Here is a 2900-nt window from a genome sequence, read left to right as displayed (position 1 = left end):
ATAAGATAGTAAAGATGAATTGTAGTGGGGGGAGTATCCATTGAAAACAAGTCTAGGATTAGTGTACGGAGGAAAGTCGGCAGAACATAATGTTTCCCTGCAGACAGCTCTGGCTGTAATCAAAGCGCTAAATACTGAGAAGTTTGATATACATCCGATATATATAACAGAAAAAGGCGAATGGGTAAAAGGCGCCCGTTTAACTGAGCCTGTTTCAAACGTGAAAATGCTTCAATTTGAGCAAGGAGGCAGTGCGTTTTCTCCAGCTGCCCTAAACCAGGAGATGTTTCCGCAGGAAGCGTCACAGCAAAATGAAGCCATCGACGTCGTATTCCCGCTCCTCCACGGACCGAACGGAGAAGACGGTACGATCCAAGGAATGCTCGAACTGTTGAATATTCCTTATGTCGGCAACGGTGTGCTTGCTTCCTCAGCTGGCATGGATAAAGTTGTCATGAAACATTTATTCGCGCAAGCCGGCCTTGCTCAGGCTAAATACGCTGCTTTCCTTAAGAAAGACTGGACTCGTTCTCCGGAAGAAAGCTGTGAGCAGGTCGAACAGGAATTAGGCTATCCTTGCTTCGTAAAACCGGCGAACCTTGGCTCAAGTGTCGGAATCAGCAAATGCCGAAACCGTGAAGAACTGCAAAAAGCGTTTGAGCTTGCTTTCCAATATGATCGCAAAGTTGTCGTTGAAGAAGGAATTAACGGCCGCGAGATCGAGATCGGTGTTCTTGGAAATGACGATCCTAAATGCTCTGTTGTGGGAGAAATCGCACCGAAGACAGATTTCTACGATTACAAAGCGAAATATGAGGATGGAGATACTGATCTGATGATTCCGGCAATTGTGACCGATGAGGAATACGCAACAATCAGTGATATGGCGATCAAGGCGTTTAAAGCGATCGATGGGTCAGGACTCGTCAGAGCGGACTTTTTCCTGACAGCTGACGGCGAAGTTCTGATCAATGAAGTCAACACAATGCCTGGCTTTACACCTTTCAGCATGTTTCCGCTCCTCTGGAAAGAGGCTGGAGTGGAATACGCTGACCTGATTGAACAGCTTGTGGAGCTTGCAAAAGAACGCCATGCTGAAAAACAATTGATTAAGCATACATTTTAATAATAAACATGGACACTGCCGGTCAGAGGGCAGTGTCTTTTCCCGTATATACAAAAGAAAGAGAGGGACCTCACTTGATTAAACGAACAGTAAAGAACATTGCGGAGATGGTCAAAGGCACACTGACAAATCCGCAATATGAACAAACAGTCATTCATGGAGTGGCAACTGATACAAGAAAACTGGAACAACAGCAGCTTTTCATCCCGCTGAAAGGGGAACATTTCAACGGCCACACTTTTGTGCCGCAGGCTTTTGAAGCCGGTGTAGCGGCCGTTCTTTGGGATCGGTCAGAACCAAACCCGCCCGAGAATCAAGCCGTGATCTTAGTGGACGACACCCTTTCCGCTCTTCAGCAGCTTGCAAAAGCTTATTTGCAGGAGCTTGGCACCCGTGTCATCGGGGTAACTGGAAGCAATGGCAAAACGACAACGAAAGATATGATTCACGCCGTCCTGGAAACCCGATACCGTGTCCACAAAACAGGAGGAAACTTCAATAATCACATCGGTCTGCCGCTGACGGTTTTAGCCATGCCTGAAGATACGGAGATCGCTGTATTGGAGATGGGAATGAGCGCCAAAGGAGAAATTGATCTTCTGTCCCGCCTGGCAAACCCGGATGCGGCAGTAATTACGAATATCGGCGAATCCCACATGCAAGACCTTGGCTCAAGAGAAGGTATCGCGGAGGCGAAGCTTGAAATCATTAATGGGCTAAAAGAAGACGGGGTGCTGATTTATATCGGAGACGAACCGCTCCTTCAAAATGCATACAGCTGCCAGACGAAAACGTACGGTACGGGAGCGCATAATGATTATCAGCTTCGGGATGTCAGCCAGAGCGAGGAAGGAACCCATTTTACAATCAAAGGGATGGAAAAAACGTTTTTTATTCCGATACTTGGCAAGCACAATGTCATGAACGCCATGGCTGCGATTGCTGCAGGGGCTTATTTCGGCATCACGCCTGAGGATGCGGCAAAAGGACTGAGCGGTCTAAAGGTAACTGGCATGAGACTTGAACTCATCAAAACAGACAGCGGCATTTCGATAATCAATGACGCTTATAATGCGAGTCCGACTTCCATGAAGGCTGCGATTCAATTGACAGAAAGTCTTGAAGGCTACGGGAAAAAAATGCTCGTGCTCGGCGATATGCTTGAACTCGGCGATCTTGAAGAAACGTTTCATAAAGAGTGCGGCGCTGTGATCAGCCCTGAGAAAATTGACCGCGTCTTTACGTACGGAAAACTGGGAGCTTTTATCGCGGAAGGCGCACTGAAACACTTTGAGAAAGAACGCGTCAGCCATTACACTGAGAAAAAAGATCTCCTCCAAGCTGTGAAGGAAAACGCGTCAAAAGGAGATTTAATTTTATTCAAAGCGTCCAGAGGTATGAAGCTTGAAGAAATCGTTAAAGATTTAATAGAGAGCCCGCTTTCGTAAAAAAATCTTGCGGAAAAACCGCATATTGCATCATAAAATAACATGATGTGCAAACACTAATGTATGCCGGACGGAAATTATGTATATCTGGCCGGCTGCGGCTATGATACAATATATATAGGTTATTTCGCGATACGAACATATTCGCCCGGACTTTTCATCCGCTGACCCGAAGTTCTCCGCCGGATACAGGGGAGCGGATGGAGAAGCAGCCGGCATATTCGAGAAGCCGATCTGCTTCTCATCTTATTGAAAAACAACTAGTGTAATGGTAAGATAAAACTTAAAGTAATTCGGGCTTTGTATACGGATGGATCCTGTCCTTT

Annotated in this window: 2 protein-coding genes; both read left to right on the top strand. The window is 46.3% G+C overall.

All coding sequences use genetic code 11. The annotated features are described in order from the left end of the window. Positions 1-40: 40 nt before the first annotated feature. Positions 41-1126, top strand: a complete 1086-nt coding sequence (locus tag RAC86_RS37430; RefSeq protein WP_061186244.1) for a D-alanine--D-alanine ligase — start codon at positions 41-43, stop codon at positions 1124-1126. Between the two features lie 74 nt (positions 1127-1200). Continuing rightward, complete coding sequence (locus RAC86_RS37425) at positions 1201-2574, top strand: UDP-N-acetylmuramoyl-tripeptide--D-alanyl-D-alanine ligase (protein WP_072565773.1); 1374 nt, start codon at positions 1201-1203, stop codon at positions 2572-2574. Positions 2575-2900: the final 326 nt, after the last annotated feature.

It is taken from the genome of Bacillus sp. LR_5 (assembly GCF_042709275.1).
This window is presented reverse-complemented; position numbering and strand designations above follow the sequence as displayed.